The sequence below is a fragment of the Glutamicibacter sp. MOO4 genome (assembly GCF_056934395.1).
In genome coordinates this window covers 3,243,915-3,270,054 of the sequence record NZ_CM167800.1, presented here as the reverse complement: position 1 = coordinate 3,270,054, position 26,140 = coordinate 3,243,915, and the positions used below count along the sequence as shown (strand labels likewise).

At 56.3% G+C, this 26,140-nt stretch carries 23 protein-coding genes and 1 riboswitch; of the genes, 12 read left to right on the top strand and 11 right to left on the bottom strand.

Going from position 1 to position 26,140, the window contains the following annotated elements:
• Nucleotides 1–6 precede the first annotated feature (6 nt).
• Nucleotides 7–2,187, top strand: a complete 2,181-nt coding sequence (gene katG / locus AC1Z3F_RS15305) for a catalase/peroxidase HPI (protein WP_131090579.1) — start codon at nt 7–9, stop codon at nt 2,185–2,187.
• Between the two features lie 95 nt (nt 2,188–2,282).
• Here the strand turns inward: katG and AC1Z3F_RS15300 are convergent, their stop codons facing one another.
• Nucleotides 2,283–3,620 carry an MFS transporter gene (locus AC1Z3F_RS15300; RefSeq protein WP_131090580.1) on the bottom strand — a complete coding sequence of 446 codons (1,338 nt, stop codon included), beginning with the start codon at nt 3,618–3,620 and terminating at the stop codon, nt 2,283–2,285.
• Between the two features lie 174 nt (nt 3,621–3,794).
• Here AC1Z3F_RS15300 and AC1Z3F_RS15295 point away from each other — a divergent pair, with 174 nt between their 5' ends.
• Nucleotides 3,795–4,631, top strand: coding sequence for a shikimate dehydrogenase family protein (locus AC1Z3F_RS15295; RefSeq protein WP_131090581.1), 837 nt, complete (start codon nt 3,795–3,797; stop codon nt 4,629–4,631).
• A 14-nt stretch (nt 4,632–4,645) separates the two neighbouring features.
• Here AC1Z3F_RS15295 and AC1Z3F_RS15290 read toward each other — a convergent pair whose 3' ends face one another.
• From AC1Z3F_RS15290 to AC1Z3F_RS15280, 3 genes are all read right to left on the bottom strand, one after another.
• Nucleotides 4,646–5,275: a methylated-DNA--[protein]-cysteine S-methyltransferase gene (locus AC1Z3F_RS15290; RefSeq protein ID WP_131090582.1), complete on the bottom strand. Its 630-nt coding sequence runs from the start codon at nt 5,273–5,275 to the stop codon at nt 4,646–4,648.
• The gene (locus tag AC1Z3F_RS15285; protein ID WP_131090583.1) at nt 5,272–5,769 is read right to left on the bottom strand and encodes an RNA polymerase sigma factor; all 498 of its coding nucleotides are present in this window, start codon (nt 5,767–5,769) and stop codon (nt 5,272–5,274) included. The genes AC1Z3F_RS15290 and AC1Z3F_RS15285 overlap by 4 nt, the downstream gene beginning before the upstream one ends.
• Nucleotides 5,770–5,864: 95 nt before the next feature.
• Entirely contained in the window at nt 5,865–6,425 is a 561-nt protein-coding gene (locus AC1Z3F_RS15280) for a histidine phosphatase family protein (protein ID WP_131090584.1), read from the bottom strand.
• A gap of 111 nt (nt 6,426–6,536) precedes the next feature.
• Nucleotides 6,537–6,631: riboswitch (SAM riboswitch) on the top strand.
• Between the two features lie 118 nt (nt 6,632–6,749).
• On the opposite strand from AC1Z3F_RS15280, the gene AC1Z3F_RS15275 reads away from it, so the two are divergent.
• The 9 genes from AC1Z3F_RS15275 (at nt 6,750) to AC1Z3F_RS15235 (ending at nt 17,040) form a co-directional block, all read left to right on the top strand.
• Nucleotides 6,750–8,123 (top strand): O-acetylhomoserine aminocarboxypropyltransferase/cysteine synthase family protein, encoded by a 1,374-nt coding sequence (locus AC1Z3F_RS15275; protein ID WP_131090585.1) that lies wholly within the window; start codon nt 6,750–6,752, stop codon nt 8,121–8,123.
• Nucleotides 8,123–8,617, top strand: coding sequence for a CoA-binding protein (locus AC1Z3F_RS15270; protein ID WP_131090586.1), 495 nt, complete (start codon nt 8,123–8,125; stop codon nt 8,615–8,617). Before AC1Z3F_RS15275 ends, AC1Z3F_RS15270 begins: the two co-directional genes overlap by 1 nt.
• A 343-nt stretch (nt 8,618–8,960) precedes the next feature.
• Nucleotides 8,961–9,737, top strand: coding sequence for a DeoR/GlpR family DNA-binding transcription regulator (locus AC1Z3F_RS15265; protein ID WP_131090587.1), 777 nt, complete (start codon nt 8,961–8,963; stop codon nt 9,735–9,737).
• Entirely contained in the window at nt 9,734–10,714 is a 981-nt protein-coding gene (locus tag AC1Z3F_RS15260; RefSeq protein ID WP_131090588.1) for a 1-phosphofructokinase family hexose kinase, read from the top strand. Before AC1Z3F_RS15265 ends, AC1Z3F_RS15260 begins: the two co-directional genes overlap by 4 nt.
• On the top strand, nt 10,711–12,717 hold the full coding sequence (locus AC1Z3F_RS15255; RefSeq protein ID WP_483566185.1) for a PTS fructose transporter subunit IIABC: 2,007 nt from the start codon (nt 10,711–10,713) through the stop codon (nt 12,715–12,717). The genes AC1Z3F_RS15260 and AC1Z3F_RS15255 overlap by 4 nt, the downstream gene beginning before the upstream one ends.
• Complete coding sequence (gene ptsP, locus AC1Z3F_RS15250; RefSeq protein WP_131090590.1) at nt 12,714–14,396, top strand: phosphoenolpyruvate--protein phosphotransferase; 1,683 nt, start codon at nt 12,714–12,716, stop codon at nt 14,394–14,396. The genes AC1Z3F_RS15255 and ptsP overlap by 4 nt, the downstream gene beginning before the upstream one ends.
• Before the next feature lie 52 nt (nt 14,397–14,448).
• The gene (locus AC1Z3F_RS15245; RefSeq protein WP_131090591.1) at nt 14,449–14,727 is read left to right on the top strand and encodes an HPr family phosphocarrier protein; all 279 of its coding nucleotides are present in this window, start codon (nt 14,449–14,451) and stop codon (nt 14,725–14,727) included.
• Nucleotides 14,728–14,852: 125 nt separating this feature from the next.
• The gene (locus AC1Z3F_RS15240; RefSeq protein ID WP_131090592.1) at nt 14,853–16,157 is read left to right on the top strand and encodes an MFS transporter; all 1,305 of its coding nucleotides are present in this window, start codon (nt 14,853–14,855) and stop codon (nt 16,155–16,157) included.
• Nucleotides 16,158–16,443: 286 nt separating this feature from the next.
• On the top strand, nt 16,444–17,040 hold the full coding sequence (locus AC1Z3F_RS15235) for a polysaccharide deacetylase family protein (RefSeq protein WP_165477395.1): 597 nt from the start codon (nt 16,444–16,446) through the stop codon (nt 17,038–17,040).
• A gap of 23 nt (nt 17,041–17,063) precedes the next feature.
• Here AC1Z3F_RS15235 and AC1Z3F_RS15230 read toward each other — a convergent pair whose 3' ends face one another.
• From AC1Z3F_RS15230 to AC1Z3F_RS15220, 3 genes are all read right to left on the bottom strand, one after another.
• Nucleotides 17,064–17,495 carry an SRPBCC family protein gene (locus tag AC1Z3F_RS15230; protein ID WP_131090594.1) on the bottom strand — a complete coding sequence of 144 codons (432 nt, stop codon included), beginning with the start codon at nt 17,493–17,495 and terminating at the stop codon, nt 17,064–17,066.
• Nucleotides 17,496–17,609: 114 nt separating this feature from the next.
• The gene (locus tag AC1Z3F_RS15225; protein WP_131090595.1) at nt 17,610–18,014 is read right to left on the bottom strand and encodes a hypothetical protein; all 405 of its coding nucleotides are present in this window, start codon (nt 18,012–18,014) and stop codon (nt 17,610–17,612) included.
• Between the two features lie 616 nt (nt 18,015–18,630).
• Nucleotides 18,631–20,286, bottom strand: coding sequence for a thiamine pyrophosphate-dependent enzyme (locus tag AC1Z3F_RS15220; protein ID WP_131090596.1), 1,656 nt, complete (start codon nt 20,284–20,286; stop codon nt 18,631–18,633).
• A 359-nt stretch (nt 20,287–20,645) separates the two neighbouring features.
• On the opposite strand from AC1Z3F_RS15220, the gene AC1Z3F_RS15215 reads away from it, so the two are divergent.
• Entirely contained in the window at nt 20,646–22,175 is a 1,530-nt protein-coding gene (locus tag AC1Z3F_RS15215) for a sodium:solute symporter family protein (protein WP_131090597.1), read from the top strand.
• A gap of 93 nt (nt 22,176–22,268) precedes the next feature.
• Here AC1Z3F_RS15215 and AC1Z3F_RS15210 read toward each other — a convergent pair whose 3' ends face one another.
• The 4 genes from AC1Z3F_RS15210 to AC1Z3F_RS15195 all read right to left on the bottom strand — a co-directional run bounded on the left by AC1Z3F_RS15210 (nt 22,269) and on the right by AC1Z3F_RS15195 (nt 26,048).
• Entirely contained in the window at nt 22,269–23,249 is a 981-nt protein-coding gene (locus AC1Z3F_RS15210; protein WP_131090598.1) for a TIGR00730 family Rossman fold protein, read from the bottom strand.
• Nucleotides 23,250–23,381: 132 nt separating this feature from the next.
• Complete coding sequence (locus AC1Z3F_RS15205; RefSeq protein ID WP_483566184.1) at nt 23,382–23,831, bottom strand: hypothetical protein; 450 nt, start codon at nt 23,829–23,831, stop codon at nt 23,382–23,384.
• A gap of 209 nt (nt 23,832–24,040) precedes the next feature.
• The gene (locus AC1Z3F_RS15200) at nt 24,041–24,589 is read right to left on the bottom strand and encodes a hypothetical protein (protein WP_483566183.1); all 549 of its coding nucleotides are present in this window, start codon (nt 24,587–24,589) and stop codon (nt 24,041–24,043) included.
• A 169-nt stretch (nt 24,590–24,758) separates the two neighbouring features.
• Entirely contained in the window at nt 24,759–26,048 is a 1,290-nt protein-coding gene (locus tag AC1Z3F_RS15195; protein WP_131090602.1) for an adenylosuccinate synthase, read from the bottom strand.
• Nucleotides 26,049–26,140: the final 92 nt, after the last annotated feature.

Genomic DNA, 26,140 nt, shown 5'->3' with positions numbered 1-26,140 from the left:
AAGCATATGTCTGAGACAACAGCAGGTCAGTGCCCGGTTGTAGGCAACACTGGTCGAGTACACCCGACCCAGGGCAACGCCAACACCGAGTGGTGGCCAAATAAGCTAAATCTAAAGATCCTTGCAAAAAATCAGGAGGCTACTAACCCTCTGGATGCAGACTTCGATTACATCAAGGCTTTTGAAGCTTTGGATCTGGCAGCGGTCAAGGCTGACCTAGCTGAGCTAATGACCAAGTCTTACGACTGGTGGCCAGCTGACTTCGGTCACTACGGTCCATTCTTAATCCGCATGGCTTGGCACTCCGCCGGCACCTACCGTTCACACGACGGTCGTGGCGGCGGCTCCGCAGGCCAGCAGCGCTTCGCTCCACTGAACTCCTGGCCAGATAACGTGAACCTGGATAAGGCTCGCCGTCTGCTGTGGCCAGTAAAGAAGAAGTACGGCCAGTCGATCTCCTGGGCCGACCTGATGATCCTTGCCGGTAACGTGGCTCTGGAAGATATGGGCTTCAAGACCTTCGGCTTCGCCGGCGGCCGCAAGGACGTTTGGGAATCAGACGACGACGTTTACTGGGGTCCAGAAAAGGTATGGCTGGATAGCGAACGCTACACCGGCGCCCGCAACCTTGAGGCTCCACTGGCTGCAGTCCAGATGGGTCTGATCTACGTCAACCCTGAGGGTCCAGACGGTGTTGCTGACCCACTGGCCTCCGCAGCTGATATTCGCGAAACCTTCCGCCGCATGGGCATGGATGATGAAGAGACTGTCGCCCTGATTGCCGGTGGCCACACCTTCGGTAAGACCCACGGTGCCAGCGCAGAGTCGCACAAGAGTGGCGACCCAGAAGCTTCCCCATTGGAAATGCAGGGCTTGGGCTGGAAGTCTGACTTCGGTACCGGCAGTGGCGATGACACCATCGGTTCCGGTCTGGAAGTTACCTGGACCTACCACCCAACCCGTTGGGATAACGAGTTCTTCCACATCCTCTTCGCTTACGAGTGGGAACTGTTCCACTCTGAGGCCGGCGCACAGCAGTGGCGTCCAAAGGATGGTGGCGGTGCCGACTTGGTTCCTATGGCTCACAACGCTGCAGCTCGCCGAGAACCACGCATGCTCACCAGCGACCTGGCACTGCGCGTAGATCCTGCTTACGAATTGATCTCCCGCGAGTTCAAGGACAACCAGGAAAAGTTCGCTGACGCCTTTGCTCGCGCTTGGTTCAAGCTGACCCACCGCGACATGGGCCCGAAGTCCCGCTACTTCGGTCCAGAGGTTCCAGCAGAAGACCTGCTCTGGCAGGATCCACTGCCAGCTGCACCAGAGACCACCCTGGGCGCTGCAGAGATCTCCTCGCTGAAGGAACTGATCAAGAACTCCGGTCTGAGCGTTCAGCAGCTGGTTTCCACCGCATGGAAGGCAGCGGCAACTTTCCGTTCCTCAGACAAGCGTGGTGGCGCCAACGGTGGCCGCATCCGTCTGGAACCACAGGTTTCCTGGAGCGTGAACCAGCCAGAGCAGCTTAAGATCGTCATCGCGAAGCTGGAAGAAATTGTTGAGAACTTCAACGCCACTTCGTTGGTCAAGGCTTCGTTCGCTGACGTTGTGGTTCTTGCCGGCAACGTAGGTGTTGAGTTGGGCGCTGCAGCTGGCGGTCAGCAGATCGAGGTTCCATTCACCCCGGGCCGTGTTGACGCAACCCAAGAGCAGACCGACGTTGAGCAGTTCGCATGGCTGGAGCCAGTAGCTGACGGTTTCCGTAACTACGACTCAGGCTTCTTGAACCTGCCTTCCGAGTACCTGCTGTTGGATCGCGCTAACCTGCTGGGTCTGACCGCACCGGAAACCGCTGTACTGCTTGGTGGCCTGCGCGTACTGGGCAACAACTGGGATGGCTCGAACACCGGCGTGTTCACCGAGACCCCAGGTGCACTGACCAACGACTTCTTCGCTAACCTGCTGGAACTGGGCCTTGAGTGGACCCCAGATGCAGAAGAGAAGACCTACGCAACCACTGACGGCCGCTGGGTCGGCAGCCGCGTAGATCTAGTCTTCGGCTCGAACTCTGAGCTGCGCGCACTGGCCGAGGTTTACGCTTCGGATGATGCCAAGACCAAGTTCGTCAAGGACTTCGCTGCAGCGTGGGCCAAGCTCATGGATGCAGATCGCTTCGAACTGCGTAAGTAAGCGGTCCTAGGCACATAACTGTGGCCGCCACTTTCCGAATCATTCGGAAGGTGGCGGCCGCAGTCGTTTAAGCAGGTAGACCTGAAACAGCGCGCTTACGGAACAGGGTTTCCTAGCTCCCGCAGTTCGGTCTTGTTAGTTTCGCGCGCCCACAGCGCACCGATGACTGCCAGAACAGATGAACCGGCAACGATCCACGCTGCGGGACCCCAGTTCGCGGAGACCCCGCCAACCAATGCAGTGGCGAGCATCGGGGTAAAGCCTGCGCAAAGGATGCCGACCTGCAATCCGATAGCCATTCCTGAATAGCGCACCTTGACATTGAACAGCTCCGAGAACCAGGCCGGGTACACCGAGTTTGAGGCAGCGTAGGTTCCAGCGGTAATCATCATGCTTGAAACAAATATCATCGCCAGATTTCCCGTGGAAATCGTCATGAAGTACACAAAGATCATGACCCCGGATCCCACTACACCTGAAACAAAGACCTTCTTTCGCCCAAAGGAATCCGAGAGTCGAGCAAAGAATGGCTGGCTGGCGATAGCGATGATATTTCCAGCGATACTCACCCACAACATTGTGGATGCCGAGACTCCCACGGAGACCGCATAGGCCAGACCGAATGACTGCATGAAGGTATTGGTGACCACCTGGAAGGACATCAAGGCGACTTGGAAGAACTGAGCAGGGTGAGTGGAGATCATATTGGTAAACGGAAGCTTGACCAGTCCGTCGCTTTCCTGCTTTTCTTCAAAGATTTCTGGCTCATCCAAGGAACGGCGAACTAGGTAAGCAGCCAGCAAGACCAGAAGCGAAAGCCAGAACGGGATACGCCAACCCCACGCCAAGCGTGCCGACTCGTCCATTGCTGCCACCGGCAGGAAGGCCAGCGAAGCTAGGACGATGCCAAAAGAAATCCCGCTCATGGCAAAGCTTGCGAAGAATCCTCTTCGCCCTTCCGGAGCCTCTTCCGTAGATAGTGCAGAAGCACCTGCGGTTTCAGCGCCGGCCGATAGACCCTGCATCAGTCGCAAGACCACCAACAGTGCTGGGGCCCAGTATCCCACCGTACGGAAATCGGGCAGGACACCAATAAGGAAGGTGGCTGAGCCCATTAGCACCAGAGTCATCACCAAAGTGGCTTTACGTCCAAGCTTGTCGCCAAGGTGCCCGAAGAACACTGCACCGAAAGGGCGGGCAATGTAGGCGACACCAAAAGTCGCGAAGGAAGCAAGCATCGCAATGGTCGCATCTCCAGTAGGGAAGAAAATCTTTGAGAAGACCAAAGATGCAGCCGTCGCATAGATAAAGAAGTCGTAGTACTCCAATGCGCCACCAAGAAAACCAGCGAGCGCAGCCTTTTTAGCCCGTTTCAACTTGCGTTCTTGTTCGGAGTCAATGCTGACTCCCGTATTGGTGATGGTCTTACCCATGGGTTGTCCTTCCACGACGGCGGGGATGTTTCGCTCATGCACTAAACCTTTTGTGCGGTATGCGCACTATCGTGCGATATGTGACAATGAATAAAGTACAGCAAGGTGAGGCGCGTCACAAGACATATGAAGCAATCAATTGACCGCTGCACTCGTTTACGCCGAAAGGAAACTATGAACCGCCCAGAGAAGACCACGCAACTTTTTATCATTGGTTCTCACGCCTCGACCACAATGTCTCCAAATCTTTGGAACCCAGTGTTCGAAGCCTTGGGAAACGGTTGGAACTATCAACCGTGGGATGTTCCTGCTGGAAGTGAAATGCAGCCTACGCGTGATGGTCTTTTGGATCCCACGGTCATAGCAGCCAATGTGACCATGCCCCATAAACAATGGGCTGCCAGCGCCGCCGATACATGCACTGAACAGGTCGCCCTCAGCGGGGCTGCGAACCTACTGATCCGCAACAACGGTCAGCTTGATGCCTACAACACCGACATCAGCGCGGTGGAAGAAAAGCTAGCCACCAAAACCCATCAACACGTACTACTCCTCGGTGCAGGCGGCGCGGCACGCGCAGCCCTGATTGCCCTCAAGGAGCACATCACCGAGGTAACCATCACCGATCAAGACATCGAAGTGGCTCAGCAGCTATTAGATCTTGCAACCCGCATGGGAATTTCCGGAACCGTCGTCGACTGGTCTGCGGCTTCGCAGGTTGCTACCAAAGCTTCACTGATCATCAATGCCACACCCATCGGGAAGTACCCAGAGGACGGCGCCGCGTGGGGAACCACAACCCTCTCCCCGGGGAGTTACGTTTACGATTTTGTTTACGCTGAGCACACCACCGGAACCATCAAGGCCGCGATCGCACAAGGCCTTGAATATACCGACGGTTGGGAGCATCTCTTACTTCAGGCAGCGGCAATGGTTCCGCTTCTTGAACTTCCTGAACAAACCGTCGCAGAACTGCGTGAATCGCTCAGTGGCATTCGAGAAAATCAGTAGGCAGGTTTCTGAACCTAGAACAATCGCTGCGCTGAACTTCCAAACGCAGGATTCTCTAGCTTCAGCAGCTGCGTCTTTGCATCCAATCCACCCAGATAGCCGCCCAGCGAACCGTCGGTGCGCAGCACTCGGTGGCAGGGTAAAACGATGGGGATCGGGTTGGTCGCGCAGGCCGAACCCACCGCACGAACGGCCTTGGGATTACCAATCCGCTCAGCCATCTGCGAATAGCTCCAGGTTTGTCCGTAATCAATCGCAGCCAGTTCTTCCTGCACTTGGCGGCGGAAAGTTGTTGAGAGCTTCAAGTCCAAAGGCACATCAAAACTGTGCCGGGCACCAGCAAAGTATTCATCAAGCTGCCGGGCCACCGCATCTAAACGCGAGGCATCTTTGAGGATTCGTGGACTAAGTTTCGTAGCGAGCAAAGACAGTATTTTATCGTGATCTTCAGATTCAAAAGCCACCCGAACCAGTCCCGCCGGGGTGCTGGCCAAAAGCAGTGAACCCACCGGAGAATCAACCACGCGGTAGGACACATCAATCAAGTCTTTAGCACGGGCCTTAATCATCAGTTGTCCGCCCAGCTGCCCCAAAAGCGCAGCTTCTTCGTTGGTCGCTTGGGAAGTAGATGTTGCATCAGTCATGACTGCTCCTGCCACAGTGTGTCATCCTCGAGCATTCGTCGAAGATTTTTGATCCCATCAGCACCTGCCCGACGCGCTGCCGCTTCCGTTCCAGAAAGGATGTCTGCGATTTGCGCATAGTTCAGTCCTCCCAAGTACCTGTAGGCGACAACCAAGCGTTGCTTGTGCGGCAACCGTCCGACTTCTTGCCACAGCACTAGATTCTCTAGCTGCGCTTCGGATTGCTGGCCATCATCAACCTGTTCCCAGGATTGAAGATCATCGAGAATTTCTGGCTTATTCTTGCGCAGCTCGTCAATAGCCTTATTTCTTGCGATACGCACCAGCCACGCTAGAACATTGGCTTCTTCAGGAAGTTTTGGATAGGCGCTCAGTGCAGATAAAAATGTCTCAGACCATGCGTCCTGGGCACGGTGTTCGTCCAACAAGGCACGGCAAACACGTAATACGTTCAGCCCATAATCTTGGACTATCCGCTCAAACGGCACTTGCATGGCTCTCCTGAGAATTGGCACCTTTAAGGGCTTTCACCATGTAAACGTTGTGCGCGGCAAAAGTGTGAGCAGGTCAAAGGAAAAACTTTTCAGCTTTAGAGGGAGACCAGATCTAGTTCGCGGGCTAAGGCCTGGAGCCGATCCAGATCAATGTGGATCAGTTCACCGTTTTCTACTCCGTACGGTGCCTTAATCCCGGTCAGTGCATCACGGATCACGCGCATTGTCGCTCCGTGGCTCACCACCGCAATCTTCTGTCCGGCGTACTTGACCGTTAAGTGAAGCAAAGCTGGAATGGCACGGCGTAGGATCTGCTCAATTGGTTCCAGCTCAGGCTGGGCTGCTGCCGATTCTTCGTCACTGACCTCAGCCATGATCCGGCCTTCTAAAGGCCCGAAGCTACGTTCAATTAGTTCAGGTACAGGTGGGCCTACTTCCGCTCCCGCTTCCTGGGCAATGAGGGCAGCAGTTTCCTGCGCACGCCCCAACCGGGAGGCAAGGAAAAGTGACCATCCGGCGCCTTGAAGTTCACGTCCAACTTCGCGGGCTTGTTCGCGTCCGATGTCGTTCAGCGGAATGTCGGTACGGCCTTGGAGGCGTCCCGCCAGATTCCAATCTGTCAGTCCGTGTCTGATCAACGCCAACGCAGTATCCATGACTCAAGCGTACCGGGGTGCATAGATATCGAAGAATCTCCGATATTACGTCTAATACGCAACGTTACGACTCATAGTTAGGTCACGATCGGTCATGTTGCGAAGATTATTACACCATCCCGAGCGGCTGAGAGATCTGGTTCGATGAAGCCGCAGCAACCTGCCACATCCGGTGGTTACGGTGCTACCGCCAGAAACGATGCAGCCGCTTTTCTTGTTTAATCACAACAAGAAGCGACATTGATTCCGGGATTCCTGCCTCGATCGCACCACCGCTGAGCGGTGAAACGCGAAAACCCAATCGACAAGGAGTCGTAAGCCATCATGGCAGATCATAAATTTGGATTCCGCACCCGCGCATTGCACGCCGGTGGCACCCCCGACGCCGAGCACGGCGCCCGAGCAGTACCCATTTACCAAAGCACTTCATTTGTCTTTAAAGACACCGACGATGCAGCGAACCTTTTTGCGCTGCAGAAGTACGGCACTACCTACTCACGTATTGGCAACCCAACCGTCGCGGCCTTTGAAGAACGCATGGCCTCCTTGGAAGGTGGCATCGGAGCAGTAGCTACCGGTTCTGGCATGGCTGCCGAATTTGTCACCTTCGCAGCTCTCGCCCAAGCTGGCGACCACATTGTCGCTTCCTCCAAGCTCTACGGTGGCACCATCACCCAGCTGGATGTTTCCTTGCGTCGATTTGGCATTAACACCACCTTCATTGATTCCAATGATCCAGCCGACTTTGACGCCGCGATCCAGGAGAACACCAAGGCCGTATATACCGAGGTGATAGCCAACCCATCCGGTGACATTGCCGATGTGAAGGGCTTGGCCGAAGTGGCACACCGCCACCAAATCCCACTGGTAGTTGATTCCACGCTTACTCCCCCATACATCCTGCGTCCCCTTGAGCACGGTGCCGATATTGTCATCCATTCGGCAACCAAGTTCATTGGCGGCCACGGCACCACCCTGGGTGGCGTTGTTATTGAGTCCGGAAAGTTCGACTGGGGCAACGGCAAGTTCCCTGCCATGACCGAACCGGTGGCCAGCTACGGCAATGTTTCCTGGTGGGCCAACTTCGGTGAATACGGGTTCCTGACCAAACTGCGCAGCGAGCAGCTGCGCGACTTCGGCCCGGCACTGCCGGCCCAGTCAGCTTTCCAGCTTTTGCAGGGCCTAGAAACTTTGCCACAGCGCATGGACAACCACTTGGCCAACGCCAAGCAGGTTGCTGCTTGGCTCGAAGCAGATCCCCGCGTTACCTACGTGAACTACGCCGGTCTGGAATCCCACCCGCAGTTTGCTCACGCCAAGGAACTGTTGCCCATGGGAGTGGGTTCAGTGTTCAGTTTCGGCGTGAAAGGCGGACGCAAAGCCGGCACCAAGTTCATCGAGGCCTTGCAGCTGGCAAGCCACCTTGCCAATATCGGCGATGCCCGCACCTTGGTGCTGCACCCTGCCTCCACCACGCACCAGCAGTTGAGCCCAGAGCAATTGAATGCGGCCGGCGTTCCTGAAGATCTGATCCGTTTATCGGTGGGCCTAGAAGATGTTGAAGACATCCTCTGGGATCTGGATCAGGCATTAACCGCTTCGCAAGAAGCAGTCGCTTCTTCCGCCGATGATTTTGCAGAACCGACCTATGATGGTGCGGCTTGCACCATTAACGCAGCACCGAAGGGAGCTAACTAATGAGCACCACCGAACGCACCTGGGAAGGTCCGGGAGCTGCGCAGCGCCTGACCATCCTGCGCGATACCAAGACCGTTGCCATTGTTGGCGCATCCAATAAGCCTTCACGGGCCAGCTACTTCGTGGCGACCTATTTACTTTCTTCGTCTAAGTACAAGGTGTACTTCATCAACCCGGTACTCGATGAGATCCTGGGCCAGCCGGTCTACAAGTCGCTGGCAGATCTGCCAGAGACTCCAGATCTGGTGGAGGTCTTCCGCAAGCACGATGACATGCCGTCAGTTTTAGATGAGGCATTGGCCGTTGGCGCAAAGACCCTGTGGCTCCAGTTAGGTTCATGGCATGAAGACGTGGCCCGCCGGGCCGAAGCGGCCGGCATGAACGTAGTAATGGATCGCTGCGTGAAGATTGAGCACGCGCGTTTCCATGGCGGACTGCGCTTGGCCGGCTTTAATACCGGTGTAATTTCTTCGAAGCGTCAGGTTCTCGCGTAAACAGTCCTGATCAGCTAACGCCGCTGGCGGGCAACCTTTTGGTTGCCCGCCAGCGGCGTTAGCTGTCTATTGCGGTTCAGCATACCCAGATTTTTCTGGTCCTAGGTTCTAGAACTCACGAGGTAAACGTGCCCACCAAGACCCGTGCAGATCAAAGTTTTAAGACCGATTTTTTCGGGCAACTGGCTCCCCACTCGGCAAAATGCCAACTATAACCACCTTCAGATGTCCGAATGGTTAATTTTCCCTCACAGTTCACTTGACGTTCCCACTCATTCGGGCATAAAGTCATGGAAACACAGATTCATGTGGTGCATGTCATGAAGAATTGCGGAGGCAATAAATGTTCGCCGAAGAACGACACCGGCTGATCGTCGAGCAGCTTGAGAAGGACGGAAAAGTCTCCGTCGCTCAGCTCGCCGAACGCTTTGATATCACCCGGGAAACGGTGCGCCGCGACCTGGCCCAACTGGAATCAGAGAACTTCTTACGCCGTGTCCACGGCGGAGCAGTGACCATCACTGAAGCCAGCACTCGCGAAGAAAGCCACCTAGTGCGCACCGCAATTCACGCAGACGCCAAATCTCGGATTGCGCAGCGCGCCTTGAGCCTGCTGCCAGTCTCGGATGCCTCGGTCATCATTGATGCCGGAACGACCACCGAATTCCTCGCCGAACGCATGCTGCGCACCAACGCAAGCGCCGGACTGGTGGTCATCACCCACGCTTTGCCCATCGCCTCGGTACTGGTCCAGAGCCCAAGTGTCATCCTGGAACTGATCGGTGGCCGCGTACGTGGACTCACCGGTGCCACCTCCGGAGCACAGACCGTCGAAGAATACTCCCGTCACCGCGCAGACATCGCCTTTGTTGGCACCAACGGTCTGCACGCCAGCTTCGGGCTGAGCACCCCAGATCCACTGGAAGCAGCCGTCAAGCGTGCCTTGGTAGCCAGTGCCCGCCGCGTGGTTCTCTTGGCCGACAGCTCCAAGTTTGATCAGGAAACCCTGGTCTGCTTTGCCGGCCTGGATTCCATCGACACTCTGGTCACTGACCAGCAGCCCGGCGATGAACTCGCCGCCACCTTGGACGCTGCTGACGTAGAAGTGGTGATCGCATGATTGTGACCCTGACCGTCAACCCGGCACTGGATAAGACCATTGAACTTGGTGAGCCACTGTCCCACGGGTCCGTGCAGCGCGCCAAGGCAAGCCACGTGCAAGCCGCTGGTAAAGGTGTTAACGTTTCGCGCGCCATTGCCGCAGCCGGTGTTCAGACCCTGGCCGTGTTGCCCGGGGCGAGCACCGATCCATTGATCACCGCACTGGCTCTTGATCAGCTGGCGCACCGTAGCTTGTCTATCGACGAACCACTGCGCACCAATATCACCCTGACCGATCCTGATGGCACCACCACCAAGATCAACGAGCCGGGCCCGACACTGGACGCCGCACAACTTGAGGCACTCAGCCAGTTGGTGGCCGACGCCGCAGCCGGTGCACAGTGGCTGGTCTTGGCCGGTTCGCTGCCGCCGGGAGTCCCCGCCGACTTCTACGCACAGCTCACCGCACAGCTTCGCGCCTCACTGGGTGAAAAGTGCCCGAAGATCGCAGTGGATACCTCCGGTGCTCCGCTGATCGAACTTTTTGCGCACTCTGAGCAGCACATCCCGGATCTAATCAAGCCCAACGCTGAAGAGCTGGCTGAATTAGTGGGCGACTGCGATGAAGAAGCGCTGGAAGGCTCCACGCAACTAGCTACCGAGTGCGCCACCAAACTACTGGAGAAGGGGATCGGCGCAGTTTTGGCCACCCTAGGCTCCAAGGGTGCACTGCTGGTGACCAAGCAGGGAGTATGGTACGGATCGCATACCCCGATCACCCCACGCAGTACCGTCGGAGCCGGCGATTCCTCGCTGGCCGGCTACCTATTGGCAGATGTTGCCGGGGCCAGCGCCCCGGATCGACTGAAAAACGCAGTGGCCTACGGGGCTGCTGCCACACAGTTGCCCGGGTCCAGCATCCCCACCCAAGCAGATCTCACCGTTGACGCGGTCAGTGTCAACGAACTTTTTTCAACCCAAGGAACCGAGTCATGAGTGAACTAATCACAGAAGAGCTCGTGTTGCTCGATGCCGACCTCGGCAGTAGCACCACGGAAGTCATCGATCAGCTGGCGTTGCTGGTTGCCAACCAGGGCCGCGCCACCGACGCAGCCTCGCTGGCTGCCGACGGTAAGGCTCGCGAAGCCAAAACCGCTACCGGTGTTCCCGGCGGCATCGCTATTCCGCACTGCCGCTCCGCCGCGGTGACCGAGCCAACCTTGGCCATGGCCCGGCTGAACCCGAAGGTCAACTTCGGTGCCAAGGACGGCGAAGCTGACCTGGTGTTCTTCATTGCTGCCCCAGATGGCGCCGACCAGGCGCACCTGAAGTTGCTGTCCAAGCTCGCTCGCGCACTGGTGAAGAAGTCCTTCACCGCCTCCTTGCGTGAAGCAACCAGCCCAGCTGAAATTGTGGAACTGGTTCGCGCTGTGACCTCAGATGCCCCAGCTCCAGCTGCTGCTGCGCCGGCTGCACCAGCGGCTGCCGTAGCTAGTGATGCACCAAAGAAGAAGTCCATCGTTGCTGTGACCGCTTGTCCTACCGGTATTGCGCACACCTACATGGCCGCCGATTCCTTGGCACAGACCGCCGAGGAAATGGGCGTGGACTTCGCCGTAGAAACCCAGGGTTCCTCGGGTTCCACCCCACTAGATCCAGCCGTCATTGCCGCCGCTGACGCGGTAATTTTTGCGGTGGACGTTGACGTGCGTGACCGTTCACGCTTCGCTGGCAAGCCAGTGATCCAGGTTCCAGTCAAGCGCGGTATTGATGAGCCAGAAAAGCTGATCAACGACGCCATTGCTGCTTCCGAGGATCCATCGGCCCGCCGTGTTCCTGCCGGTGCTGCCACCAGCACCGAAGAGAACAAGGACAATGAGTCCTTCGGCGCTGGCCTGAAGCGTGCGCTGCTGACCGGTGTCTCCTACATGATTCCTTTTGTCGCCGGTGGCGGTTTGCTGATCGCCTTGGGCTTCCTGTTCGGCGGTTACGACATCACCGGCGTTGCAGACAAGTACCTGACCGAGAACACCCTGTTCAACCTGCCTGATGCTGGCTTCATGTCCTACATCGGTGCAGTGGCGTTCAAGATCGGTAGCCTCTCCATGGGCTTCCTGGTCCCCGCGCTAGCCGGCTACATTGCGTACGCCTACGCTGACCGTCCGGGTATCGCCCCAGGCTTCACCGCAGGTGCGGTGGCAGGCTTCATGGGCGCAGGCTTCATCGGCGGTATCGTCGGTGGTTTGATCGCAGGTCTGGCCTGCCGCTGGATCGGCTCCTGGAACGTGCCACGCTGGATGCGCGGTTTGATGCCGGTAGTGATCACCCCACTGTTGGGTTCGATTATTGCCTCGGGTCTGATGTTCTTGTTCCTTGGTGGCCCTATCGCTAAGCTGACCGAAGCTTTGAATAACTGGCTCTCGGGCATGTCCGGTACCGCTGCAGCAGTGCTTGGTCTGATTCTTGGTCTGATGATGGCCGTAGATCTTGGCGGGCCAGTGAACAAGGTGGCCTACTCCTTCGCAGTAGCCGGTCTGGGCACCGCTTCACTGGCAGATAACCCTGCACCAATGATGATCATGGCCGCCGTTATGGCTGCCGGCATGGTTCCACCTCTGGCCCTGGCTTTGGCCACGACCGTCCAGCCGAAGCTGTTCAGCGAAGGCGAACGTGAAAACGGTAAGGCCGCCTGGTTGCTAGGTGCAGCCTTCATCTCTGAAGGTGCCATTCCTTTTGCTGCCACCGACCCACTGCGCGTGATCCCAGCCTCCATGGTTGGTGCTGGTGTAACCGGTTCGCTGATCATGACCTTCAACGTCATCAGCCAGGCACCACACGGTGGTATCTTCGTCTTCTTCGCTATGAATAACACCTGGCCACTATTCCTGTTGGCTACCTTGATCGGTGCGGTAATCTCAGCAGTACTGGTTATAGTTTTGAAGAAGTACGTACGCAAGGCTCCAGTTGGAGCCGCTGAGCCGGCAAAGGTCGCAGCATGAGCAAGAAATACACTGGAGTAGGCGTCAGCGCCGGACGCGTCATTGGACGCGTACGTCGCATGCCTGAACCAATCCTCGCACCGGCCGACGGTGCACCACTGCCTCAGGGTGTCAGCGCTGAAGAAGAAACTCAGCGCCTGGCTGATGCCTCCAAGGCGGTTGCAACCGGGCTCAAGGAGCGCGCAACACTGGCTACCGGGGACGCTCAGGCCGTGCTGAAGGCCACCGCGTTGATGGCTAGCGACCGCTCGCTGATCAAGTCGGCGACCAAGCTGGTTGCTGGTGGAACGTGCGCCGAGTCGGCCATCTGGGAAGCTGCCGACGCGGTAGCCACCCAGCTGACCGCGCTGGGCGGCTACATGGCCGAACGTGCTGGCGACGTGTTGGACGTTCGCGCCCGCATTGTTGCCGAACTGCGCGGAGTGCCTGCCCCAGGCATCCCGGACTCGAATGAACCATTTATCCTTGCTGCCGTGGATTTGGCACCTGCTGACACCGCGACCCTGGATCCAGCTAAGGTGCTGGCTTTGGTCACCTCCGATGGGGGACCGCAGTCACACACCGCGATTATCGCCCGCTCGCTGGGCCTGCCGGCCATTGTTGCCGCACCGGAAACCATTGAGCTGGCCGACGGTGACTACGTCTTTGTCGACGGCATCGATGGACAGGTCATCACCGATCCGACGGAAGCCGAAGAGCACCTGGCCTCCACCTACGCTAACCGCGAGGTCCTGCCAGATTTCTCCGGCACCGGAGAACTCGCCGATGGTTACCGTGTTCCGTTGCTCTCCAACGTGGGTAGCGGCGGCGACGCACAGCTAGCTGCGAGCGCAGGTGCCGAAGGTGTTGGCCTGTTGCGCACCGAGTTCTGCTTCTTGGGCAAGGAAAAAGAGCCTACCCATGAAGAGCAGGTTTCTGCCTATGGTGCAGTCTTTGCTGCCTTTCCACACAAGAAGGTAGTGGTTCGCACCCTGGATGCAGGAGCGGATAAGCCATTGCCATTCTTGACCGATTCCAGTGAGCCAAACCCGGCACTGGGTGTGCGCGGCTACCGCACCGACTTGACCAGCCCAGGTGTGCTCGAGCGTCAGCTGAAGGCTATTGCCCAAGCTGCCAGCGAGCATGAGGCTGATGTTTGGGTGATGGCTCCGATGATCTCCACTCCAGCTGAAGCGCAAGACTTCGCCACCATGGCGAAGGCCACTGGCTTGGCCATCGCCGGCACCATGATTGAGGTCCCCTCAGCTGCAGTGCTGGCGGGCCAGATCCTGCAGCGTTGTGACTTTGTTTCCATTGGCACCAATGACCTGACTCAGTACACCATGGCTGCAGACCGTCAGCTAGGCACCCTTGCGGATCTGAACGATCCTTGGCAGCCAGCAGTGCTGCATATGGTTGCTGCAACTACCGCAGGTGCACACAGCGCCGGTGACAAGTCAGTGGGCGTGTGTGGTGAAGCTGCTGCGGATCCTGCCTTGGCGGTAGTACTGGTTGGTTTGGGTGTCACCACCCTGTCCATGAACAAGCGCGCTTTGGCTCCAGTTTCGGCCGTATTGCGTACCGTGGACTTTGCCAAGGCGCAGCGCCTGGCCAAGTTGGCTCTGGATGCACCGTCTGCCGAGTTGGCTCGTAGCGCAGTACGCGCCGAGCTGAGCGAACTGGACCGCTTCGGCCTGTAGGCCACTAGAATTTATCCTAAACAACCTTTCAACTGATCCTGAAGGAGCCATCATGGCAGAACGTACCGCAATCATCGGCAGCCGCGTCGGCCTGCACGCACGCCCAGCAGCTATTTTTGCTGAAGCTGCAGCAGAACTTCCAGTAGAGGTCACCATCGCTCTGGAAGGCGAACCAGCAGATGAGGCAATGGACGCTTCAAGCATCCTTTCGCTGATGGGCCTTGGTGCCGAGCACGGAACCAGCGTTGTGCTGCGTGCCGAAGGCGAAGGCGCAGAAGCTGCTCTTGATCAGCTGGTCACCATCTTGGAGACCGACCACGACGCTGAGTAATTTCAGCTGAATAGATCCGGGGAACAGGCCATGGCCTGTTCCCCGTTTTTATGCCCAAAATACCGATTGACAAAATTCAATCACTTAGCGGATGATGAGACTTACGCACTAACGCAGGAGTACCAATGAGCGCGCTCAAAACCTCCGCACTGCGCCTCATCAAGCCCTTCGCCATCCGCGACTATGCCTTGCTGGCCAGCGCCCTTGTTTTATCTACCTTTGCCGCTGGCATGTGGACCGTGGCCATGGTCTATCAGGTGCGCCGCTTAGACGGCGGGCCGGTGGAACTGTCCATGGTCGCCACTGTCAACGCCGTAGGTCTGCTGTGCTTTGTCCTCTTTGGCGGCATCATGGCGGACCGGCATTCCTGCCGGCGCATTGTTGTGCTGGTGGAGAGCTTTTCCTTCGTATTGATGACCCTCACCGCGGTGCTCGCCATCAGCGGTGCGTTGGAATTGTGGCACCTGATGCTGGCGGGCTTTTTTGTGGGTGCCGGTTCAGCATTTTTCTACCCGGCCTACTCCGCGTTGTTGCCCAAGATGTTGCCAGCAGACCAGCTCCTGGCTGCCAACGGCCTCGAAGGAACCATCCGCCCCGTGGTGCATACCGCTCTGGGCCCAATGACCGCCGGTTTCATGGTGGCCGCTTTGTCGCCAGCTCACGCCATCATCGGTGTCGCGCTGGTGCATTTGCTCGCTTTGATGATGCTGCGCAGGATTCCGAAAAAGGACGCCTACAACGCGATAGCACTGGAAGCAGGCCAGGCGAAGCCTGGGATCATCCGCCAACTGCGTGAGGGCGTTGGCTATACGGTACGCACCCGCTGGCTGCTATGGACCTTGCTGTTTTCGGTGATCTCCGTATTCACCTTTATCGGCCCCTTCGAAGTGCTGTTGCCGTTTATCGTCAGTGATCACCTGCATGGCGATGCAAAACTCTTTAGTTTTGCGCTCGCCTTCTTCGGCGTCGGCTCCGCGGTAGGTTCACTACTGATTGCCTCGGCAAAATTCCCGCGTCGCTACTTGAGCCTCATGACTGCTTGCTGGTGCCTTGGTACTTTGCCTTTAGCTCTGGTGGGCTATGTTGAACAAGCTTGGATGCTCTGTGCCATCCTGCTGGCATTCGGCATCACCGATGCCGTGGGCATGGTCATTTGGGGAACATTGCTACAACGCAGGGTGCCCAGTCACTTGTTGGGAAGAATCTCCAGTCTGGACTTTTTCGTTTCACTTGCCTTGATGCCGCTATCCATGGCGGTCGCGGGGCCGCTGACCCACGTTCTGAGCCTGCAGTCGATCTTCATCATTGCCGGCCTTGCGTCACCAGTATTTGGCGCCATCGCGTGGTGGGCCGGAAAATTTGCTCGCGACGAAGTGGAGCATCCACTGATTGATGAGCCAGCGTCGGTGGCCGAAGGTGAGCTCCGGTAGTTTCCGTATTTCACCCTGGGCACGGCCGTACGGCCGTGCCCAACGTTTGCTAAAAAGCAGCGAAATTTTCGACTCATTCACTGTGGCGTTCTGCACCAAACCAGTGCTCAGCTACAAAACTAGAAGGATGCGCCGACGATTTTTTGTCTTGCCTCTGCGGTATCTCACGCTACTGGCTTTGGTGTGCTCAGTTTCTGCCTGCACTTCTCCGCCCGATGCCCCGGCACCACCGCAGGCTTCAGAGCAATACCAACGTCAGCCAGTCGATTGCGCCGTGGATAAATGCGTGGCACTAACTTTTGATGATGGTCCGGGACGGTCCACCAATAGCCTGCTTGATGAATTGGATAAATCTGATACTCCAGCCACGTTTTTCTTGATCGGTAGGCAAGTTCAGAAGTATCCAAAGACAGTACAACGTATGGCCAACGCGGGGCATCAGCTGGGCAACCACACATGGGACCATTCAGATCTCACCACGCTGAGCGATAAACAAATCAAGCAAAAAGTTGCTTGGACCAGCACAGCTATCGAGAAGATAACCGGAGACAAACCGTCAGTCTTCAGACCACCGATGGGACGCCACAATCCTGCCATTGACAAGTTGATCCCGCTGCCGCTGGTGCTGTGGGATATCAATACTCGTGACGGTCGACATCATGATCCACAACAGACAATGAGCATCGCCATGGATAATGTCCAGCCCGGATCAATCATCCTCATGCATGACGTGCACGCCACTACCGTGAAAGCCGTTCCAGAATTGATCTCAAGGCTAAAGGCTCAGGGCTATACCCCGGTTACCGTAGATCAGTTGTTGGACGGCAAACTGCAAAACTCTGTTGCCTATTCCTTTGCACCTCATGCTGGGGTGCAACGCTAACAGCTCTACTTAAAGCCAAAGGCCTACGGAGCTTGCTCGGCGTAGAGGCGCAATTGATCCAACTTGTCCCCCTCGCTTTCGCGAACGTTCGTGGCAAGTTCTTCACATTGTTCAACGCTTAGATCAGGATTAATGATTGCCACCTGCAACACCACTTCGGTGTACCCTGCGTCGTCCTTCAAGTCGTACCGATAGGACAGTCCATCTGGGTTTTCTGAAGTATGCAGAATCAGCAATCGGTTTTCGATGAGTTCATGGACGTGATAAACCCGTTCATGGCCGGCGACCCGATAGACCAGGCTGGTGCCAACCTTTAGTTCTGGATCATCGGAATGCATGGAACCAATTCCATGGATCCACAAGGGAGCAGCTGCCCAATCGGTCAGCAATTCCCAGACTCGGTGCACCGGAAGATGAATGAGAACGGTGCTCTCAAAAACACTGAACTGGCTCATACACGCATCGTTGCACTCTCGGCGCTCTTTGGGAATAGCAATCAGGGCTTTGGATATGACAAAGCCGGCATCATGCAGATTCTGCGTGATGCCGGCGTACGTAATTACTGGTGTTTACCAGTCTTCGTCAACGTCTGCCTCGGAAATACCCAACTCCGGTTCCTGCTCAAGGTCGAAGTGATACCAGGCTTCGGTAAAGTCAGACATCGCATCCAGCGCGTCCTGCGCATCATCGTCCAAAACCTCAAGGGCTTCGGGGCTGTTGAGCACTGCGCTCACCGCCGTGAACGGATGATGTTCAAAGTAGTCTGTTGGGTTGGAGCTTTCGTTAAACGTCAGATTCTCACTGCGTGCGAATAGGTCCACGTACTGAGCCACTGCCTCGGGCAGACGGCTCAGATTGATGCCGGTCAAGGACTCATTGTAGATTTCAGCAGTTGCATCAGCCCACTGCTCAATGAGCTCTTCGCTCATCATCGCCATCTGTTTATCCACCTCGTGGTCGGGGGTTTGCTTCACGTAGTTCGGTAGCAATTCATCTTATTTCTTCAAGGCGAGCATGCCAAGACAGAAAGCACAGATGGATTGTGATATTTGCAATTGAGCAAAGCGCCGCGGCGAAAGCAATGAATCCGAGCACCAAATGCAATCCGATGAAATACAACCCTCCCAAGATTCGGGCGGGACAGGGCGAAGCCCTCAAATTTAACTGAGGTGCTCACCAGCCACCGCGCGAGCCATCAAGGTCTTACTGCATCCCAATCAAAGTCAGGTTGTTCGGTGCGCTGCGGCTTTTCTGGCTCTGATGCTGGGGCCACTGTGGGGGCAACGTTGCCAAGTAGCGCCGCACTAACCTGGCCGAGCAATTGCAAAGCTGCCGTATCGCCGGGATCTATTGGACCACGATATCGATACGCGTCAGGGTTTCAACGGCGCATGAGGCTATCAATCAGAGGATCATTCAGGTCTCTATGTTCCGCTATTGCAAGTTCTTGCTGGCAAACTTCATCTAATTACTGTGCCACTTAAGGCATCCAGCGGGTACCGCATAAACGGTACCCGCTGGAATTATCTGTGTGCTTTGAGCTTCGCTGCGGAACCAGTTCGACTCGGCCCGACCATAGTACTGTCTTGCTTAGTACGCCTTGACACCTTGTTCTACGATCAGGTGGATCAGCGCAAAGGTCTTGTCCTCGTCGATAGCCTTCACAGCCGCTTCCACTGCTGCTGGGACTTCAGAGTCCTGCTCAACCCGGACTCCGAAACCGCCAAAAGACTGCGCCATCAAAGCGAAATCAGGATTTTTCAGCTGCGTGCCCGAAACACGGTCCGGGTACTGGTGTTCCTGGTGGGTACGGATGGTTCCGTACTGCTGGTTGTCCATGATGATCACCAACGGAGTTGCCCCGTACTGCGTGGCGGTGGCCAGCTCTTGTCCGTTCATGAGGAACTCACCGTCACCGGCAACCGTAACTACGCGGCGCCCCGGGTAGTTCAGCGATGCTGCCACAGCCGATGGAATCGAGTAACCCATGGAACCGTTTCGAGCTGAGAGCATCGAGGCATACCCATTGGTCGGGAAGTAACGGTGCGCCCAGTTGGTGTGCTCACCGGCACCAAAGGTGACCATGGCATCCGAAGGAAGTCCGGAGACTAGGTTGGACATCAGCGTCGCCATTTTTGCTGGTCCATCAGCTGGGACAGCCGATGGCAGTTCAGCAAACTTTTCCTGCTCACTTCGCATCCGCGCAGTCCACTCTTTCCATGAATCTTTGACCGGCAGATCCATCAGCAACAAGTCGCGGACAAATACATCAGGCTTAGCCACGATCTGATGCGAAACGGGGCCGGAGCGCCCACGTAGCGATGGGTCGATGGTGACGAGGAAGTTTTTCTTTTCCCAATTTTGGCGGATGTTAAACCCGTCGGTGATCACGTCCCCCGGAACGGTGCCCACGAAGATCAAAAGATCGGTTTCTTCTAGTAGGTTGTAGGTCGGCTTAGGACGTCCGTAACCAATGGGCCCGACATAGGAAGGTGAGTTGAATGGTACGGTACCTTCACAACGCCATTCGGCTGCAGCGGGCAGGTCATGCTCTTCTAGCCATCGAGTGAAATCGGCAGCGCCCTTCGCCGACCAATCGTTGCCACCAAAAATAAACAGTGGCTTGTCTGCTTCTTGCAGTGCGGTATTCAGCGCTTTCCAGTCCGTCACTGTCATGCCGCCAGTGGCCACAGGGATTACTGGGTGTAGCTCAGCCGAAATTTCATTGCGGATCACGTCTTCTGGAAGGCCAACAACCACGGGGCCTGGACGTCCAGACATGGCCGCAAACATCGCTTCTGCGACCACTTCGCTGGCGCGTTCTGCGTGATCCAAAATCATTACACGCTTGGCACCGGTGCCAAACCAGGCTTTCGGATCAAATTCTTGGAAGGCTTCCTTTTCGCGGTGTTCAAAAGGAATCAGCCCGACAAAGAGAACCAGTGGGGTGGAATCCTGCCAAGCGGTGTGCAAACCAACGTGCGCGTTAGCCGCACCGGGCCCGCGGGTCACCATAGCGATGCCGGGGCGCTGATGCATTTTTCCTTCGGCTTCCGCCATGTACGTGGCTCCGCCTTCGTGGCGACATACGACAGTCTCAATGGGTGAGTTGTGCAGGCCATCAAGGACGTCCAAGTAGCTTTCGCCCGGGACTACGTAGGCTCGTTCAACGCCGTGCGCGGCAAGTGTATCGACAATGACATGTCCGGCTGACTTCTTTGTCAGACCTTGAGCATTTTCACTCATCTTTAGGCGTCTTTCTGGTTGCGAGAAATCTTCTGACGCAACGAAAAAGATGGCGTTAAAGCCGGTGAAGCAACGTTGCGTCGTCGAGAAACAGTACTAAAGAACCAGCAACTGTGCACCGTGAATGCGCAATACTACGCGAGTATGACACGATGCTTGCCTTCATGCATATTTCTGTACAAATTGTCTATAATTTTTCGTCAACAGAGACAGTAAGGTTAATCACACCCCCAAGCGGTCCAGTTCACAGACATAAAGCCGTTTAGCGTTGACTGGTCGCAGGTCACACAAGTAGCCTATTGAGCAATAAATGTTTACTTCCAGTAAGCATTCTTCACTCACTCGCATCGGGGTAGTCCATGGAATTCATCAATGGGGCCATTGTCGCGGTTTATCTTGCCGCAATGCTCGCCTTCGGATGGTGGGGCAAGTCCCGCACCAAAAACAGCAGTGATTATCTCGTCGCCGGACGGCGTCTTGGTCCACTGCTCTACACCGGGACCATGGCCGCAGTCGTGCTCGGCGGCGCCTCCACCGTGGGCGGTGTTGGTCTGGGATACAAATGGGGCATCTCAGGCATGTGGCTCGTCGTGGCAATCGGTGCCGGCGTAGTCCTGCTTTCTTTGTGCTTTGCACCAACCCTGCAGAAGCTCAAGGTCTTTACCGTCTCGCAGATGCTCAGCCTGCGTTACGGCAGTGCCGCAGCAACTAACAGTTCCGGCATTGTCATGCTGGCCTACACGCTGATGCTCTGCGCTACCTCCACCAGCGCTTACGCCACCATCTTCGTGGTGCTCTTCGGCTGGGAAAAGTGGGTGGCTATCGCCATCGGCGGCGCCATCGTGGTGGTCTACTCGACCATTGGCGGCATGTGGTCAATTACGCTGGCCGACCAAGTGCAGTTTGTCATCAAGACCATTGGCATCTTCGCTTTGATGCTTCCGTTCTCCTTGAACGCAGCAGGCGGCCTAGACGGCATCCGCGAACGTGTTGATGCAGAGTTCTTCAGCTTCACCGGCATCGGCCTGCAGTCGATCATCACCTACTTTGTTGTCTACACCTTGGGTCTGCTCATCGGCCAGGACATCTGGCAGCGCGTTTTCACCGCCAAGACTCCGAAGGTTGCACGCTGGGGCGGAATGACCGCAGGCATCTACTGCATCTTCTACGGCGCCGCTGGCGCACTGATTGGTATGGCCGCCAAGGTAGCCCTGCCAAATATCGCCGGTGCTGCGGATAATAAGGACGTCGTCTACGCGGAAGTTGCCACGCAGCTACTTCCCGTAGCTGTCGGTGGCCTAGTGATGGCTGCAGCCGTGGCCGCCATGATGTCTACCGCTTCCGGTGCATTGATCGCTGCCGCAACCGTGGCTCGTACCGACGTCACTCCGTTTGTGGCCAGCTGGTTCGGCAAGCAGATTCAGGTCAACTCGAATGAGAACCCTGAGCACGACGTACGCGCTAACCGAATCTGGGTGATGGCTCTAGGTGTAGTCACGGTGACGTTGGCAATTCTGGTAGACGACGTGGTTGCAGCACTGACCATCGCCTACGACATCTTGGTTGGTGGCCTCTTGGTAGCCATCATTGGTGGCCTGCTCTGGAAGCGCGGCAACGGTGTTGGCGCTACCGCGTCCATGGCTGCCGGTTCCATAGTCACCCTGGGCACAATGATCATCTTGGAGATTCAGGCCGAGAACAAGTTCGACGGCGTCTATGCCAACGAGCCAATCTACTACGGTTTGATTGCTTCAGCAGTAGCGTTCATCGTCGTTTCGCTGGTCACCAAGTCCACTGACCGCCAGGTCATTGAGCACTGGAATCTGCGCGTTGCCGGCAAGGTGCAAGATGCTCCGGTGGCTGCTGGCGTGCAGGAACCTACGCTTTAGTCCGTTAGAAATACCCGGTCGGGCAAATAAATTCGAGCCTTGTGCTCAGCGATGCAAACCGCTGAGCACAAGGCTCGTTTTGTTCTTCGTGCTCTAGTTCTTGGAACTTGCGCCCCATTTGGCCGCCGGGGCTTTCCACGAGGATAGAGCATCCAAAAGCGCATTCGGTTCGCTGGCGACGACCAGTGAGTCGCGGAACTGCGGGGCGAGGAAACCCTGATTAGTCATGTGATCCAGCATCTTCAGCAACGGCTGCCAGAATCCGTCGACATTCAACAGCGCTACTGGTTTCGCATGGATGCCAAGCTGTTGCCAGGTCCACACTTCAAAGAGCTCTTCCAACGTTCCGGCACCACCGGGCAGTGCGACAAAGCCATCAGCCAGTTCCGACATGCGGTGCTTTCGTGCATGCATGTCTGGAACAACTTCTAGGCTTGTTAGTCCTGGGTGCGCCAGTTCGCCATCAACCAGAACCTGCGGCATAACTCCGAAAACTTCTCCGCCGGCCGCTCGCGCCGCATCAGCGATCGTTCCCATCAGGCCCACGCGTCCACCGCCATAGACGATGGCCCGGCCCGAGCCGGCAACTGTACGTGCGAAGTTTTCGGCCGTTTGCTCATAAATAGGTGACTTACCTAAAGCTGAGCCGGTGAAAACTGCCAAGCTCTGAATCTTTCGTGACCCAGCGAGCAAAGCTGGGAAGACTACGTCCTTGAGCAAAGGGGCGAGCTCATCTACTTCCGCCGAAGGGTCGATCCACCGCAACTGCTCGATTTCAGCCAGTGGTTCACCAATCGGTACCAAAGGATGCTCAAATACAGTGGCTTGAACGTTATGCCCCGCTTCATTGGCCGCCGGGGCCGTGAAGGTGCCGATGATACTCAGCAATGCTGGGTCCAAACTGGCTCCCAGCTCTTCACTCACTTCTCGCACCGCCGCGTCGATGGGCGACTCCCCTAGCTCTGGCTTGCCACCGGGGAACATGAACGAAGTTGTACCTCGTTTGCGAACTGTCAGAACCTGTCCCGCATCGTTTCTGATAATGACGGCACTGACAGTGATCTGTTCTGACATTCGAGTTCTTTCTTGGTCCATCTACACGCTGGTTGCGCCTGCTCGTCACGACAACCAGACGCCACTCAATCGTAGGACTTCCTGCGAAACGGTGCGAAATCTTTGCTTGTTCAGACAGCTTCGTACACGTAGCTAAGCCCTAAAATCCACGTCCGACACTGGCATAAGTTCGTCATTGATGATCTCGTAACCTAAAGAATTGAGCACGGGAACAATTGAAATCTCTTCGCCTGTTTCCCATAGCCGTGGACCAGAATCGCCAAAGATGAAATATCCCCGGCCTCTTTCCGGACTGCTAAAGCGCAAGAACGAACAGATACCTCCCCTACCAACCGCGTCAACCGACTTTGCAAGGGATTGAAATTCTGCATAGTTCTTGGCAGCACCCGTCATTTCGCCAGCAAGAATCTTCGCAGCTTGTGCCGCTTTACGATCGGTAAAGTCCACCAGATCTACCCGTTCTTTTAGAGCCAAGGGAACCAATCTTCGTGCGAGGACTTCTTGCTCCGAGATCTGCGAATCCAGTGTGAGCACACCTAATGATTCGCAGACCGCACCCACCATCGCCTGGGCAACGTTCAAAGTGCCGCGTGGTGCTTCTAAGTCAAACCGACCGTTTGAACTAGAGAAGAACCATGCGCCTAGTTTCACGAGATCGCCAGATCGTTGACGTGCGTACCTAGAATGACAACGAAAAATGTGCGTGCCCCGAGGTAGCTTCCGAACTGTAAGTTCGCCAACTTCCTGAGCAGACAAAACTACCGCGGAGACTCGGTGGGCTCGGGCCCGGCTCATCGAGTCCAGTCCTGCCTGGTGCTCAGAGCCTCCTCGAATACCAGATCAGCTGAAATCTCAGTTTCGGCTTCACCGCGCAAGACATCAATGGGACGCATACCCTGCAACTGTGGCATGGACAGTGTCATCCATCGCGCGACGCTCCAATTGGTCGCCGCAACGGGCAGAAGTACCTGCAGAACCTTTTTTACGCCGGGAACTACTTCATGGTTCTTAAATTGGAAGGCCGGATAGGCATTGACTTTCCCGTCTTCTAATTTGACCCGCAAGAGCGTATGACGACGAATCCTATCGCTTAACTGCTGGGGTGTTCGAACAGCTAGCTCCGTCATGACTCGTTCCGTGCCATAAAAGGTTCCGAAACGTTCGTCGATCGCTAAACGTCTTTTGGTCTTTGGTTCTTGTGCTTTGATTTCCTGATTTACAAGCACACGAATCTTCGGAAGGGCGTCATGCAAGACCCGGAGGTCCATCTCCCCGGTTGGGAGACCAAGAGCGTGGGCAAGATCTTCGACCTTACGTTCTTCTAGTGGCGCTGTACTCATCACTCATCCTTAGGCACTTATATTCTATGCCTTGATAGTAAGCGTTTGAAGAGCGCAAAGAATCTTGTGGATAAACCACCATCGTCGTCAAAGGAGTCGAGCGCACGAAAAAGGAGCTATCGCAGTTCATTCAATGAATGAACTGCGATAGCTCCCTAATATCTAGGAACTAGTCCTGGATCAGATCATGACGCACGATGGTCTGGTCACGGTCCGGACCCACGCCAATAGCAGAGATCCGGGTACCGGAGATCTTTTCCAGAGCCAGAATGTAGTTCCGGGCGTTCTCCGGAAGATCTTCCATGGTCTTGGCGCCCGAGATATCCTCGGTCCAGCCCGGGAAGTACTCAAAGATCGGCTTCGCGTGGTGGAAATCGGTCTGCGTCATTGGCATCTCATCGTGGCGCACGCCGTCTACGTCATAAGCAACACACACTGGGATCTGCTCAATGTTGCTAAGCACATCCAGCTTGGTCACGAAGTAGTCGGTAAAGCCGTTCACGCGCGAAGCGTGGCGAGCCAAAACTGCGTCATACCAACCGCAACGACGTGGGCGGCCAGTGTTCACACCGAACTCACCACCGGTCTTCTGCAGGTAGACACCCATTTCATCAAACAACTCAGTTGGGAAAGGACCGGCACCCACACGGGTGGTGTACGCCTTGATAATGCCAATGGAACGGGTGATGCGGGTTGGGCCAATACCTGAACCAACCGATGCGCCACCGGCAGTTGGGTTCGATGAGGTCACGAATGGGTAGGTTCCGTGGTCCACGTCCAAGAACGTAGCCTGGCCGCCTTCCATCAGAACAACCTTGTCCTCATCTAGTGCCTTGTTCAACTCGTAGGTCGAGTCGATAACCAGCGGGCGCAGACGCTCAGCGTAGGAGAGGAAGTACGAAACAATTTCCTCAACCTCAACGCTGCGGCGGTTGTAGATCTTAACCAGTAGTTCGTTCTTCTGGCGCAGTGCGCCTTCAACCTTCTGGCGCAGGATCGACTCGTCAAAGACGTCCTGCACGCGGATGCCGAGGCGTCCGACCTTATCCATGTAGGCCGGGCCGATGCCGCGTCCGGTGGTGCCGATGGCACGCTTGCCCAGGAAGCGTTCGGTGACCTTATCCATGGTCTGGTGGTACGGAGCCACCAGGTGCGCGTTAGCTGAAACGCGTAGCTTCGAGGTATCGGCGCCACGGGATTCAAGACCATCAATTTCTTCGAAGAGGGCCTCAAGATTCACCACGCAGCCGTTGCCGATAATCGGAGTGGCATTCGGCGAAAGGATGCCGGCTGGAAGGAGCTTAAGCTCGTACTTCTCGCCACCAACGACCACGGTGTGCCCTGCGTTGTTACCACCATTGGGCTTCACTACGTAGTCGACCAGTCCACCGAGTAGATCGGTGGCCTTACCTTTACCTTCGTCGCCCCACTGTGCTCCGACGATCACGATTGCTGGCATGGGATCCTCCCCCTTGCATAAAGCAGCGGTTGCGGCGTGCTTCACGCCGTCCCGGCACGGTGCCGGGCAAAAAATATGCCCCTGTCCTGCTC